Source organism: Aerococcus sp. L_32, from assembly GCF_050689315.1.
Map to the genome: position 1 here is coordinate 1 of NZ_JBOEQF010001066.1, position 635 is coordinate 635.

Annotated in this window: 1 protein-coding gene; it reads left to right on the forward strand. The window is 37.6% G+C overall.

Annotated elements, in window-relative coordinates; genetic code table 11:
• Positions 1 to 51: 51 nt before the first annotated feature.
• The coding region (locus ACRCJ0_RS18215; RefSeq protein WP_431391543.1) for a YutD family protein at positions 52 to 635 on the forward strand (584 nt) is incomplete at its 3' end.

The following is a 635-nucleotide window of genomic DNA, read 5'->3' on the forward strand; positions in this document are numbered from 1 at the left end:
AATGAATAGCTATATGCATTCATAGGCGCATAAGGCGTAAGGAGGTATGACATGTTAAGTCGTAAGAAACAAGAAGAATTAAGAGAGCAACGGGCGAGTTTAAATTACCCCGTTGCGCAAATTAAACGTACGAGTCAAGAGACCTTAGAAATTAACGGGCAATCATTTGTGCTTGTAGATAATTACCGGGATGCTTTAGATATTGAAGCGTTGGCTGACCGGTATATGGATATTTTAGATATTTATGACTTTGTCGTGGGAGACTGGTCTTATGAACAATTACGGTTGAAAGGCTTCTTTGCTGATGATGCAAAAATTGGCTCATTAGAGCAAAAAATTAAACATTTACCTGATTACTTACTAGAATATGGGAGTTTTGGGGCCGCTTATTTTGTGCTATTGCATGAACGTACTGGAGAAGAAATTCAAAAACGAAATGAAGCCTTTTGGACTCAACAAAAACACCAAAATCAAGAATCTTCAAGAAGTAAACAAAATAAAAACCAATCACAAAGGTCAACGAGTCGGAAATCTTACCAAGGGAACAAAGCAGACAACCGACATAAATCGTCTGGGCCAAACCAAAATAAAGAGAAACATAAACAGCGACGGTCAAACAAGAAGCATGAAAGTAT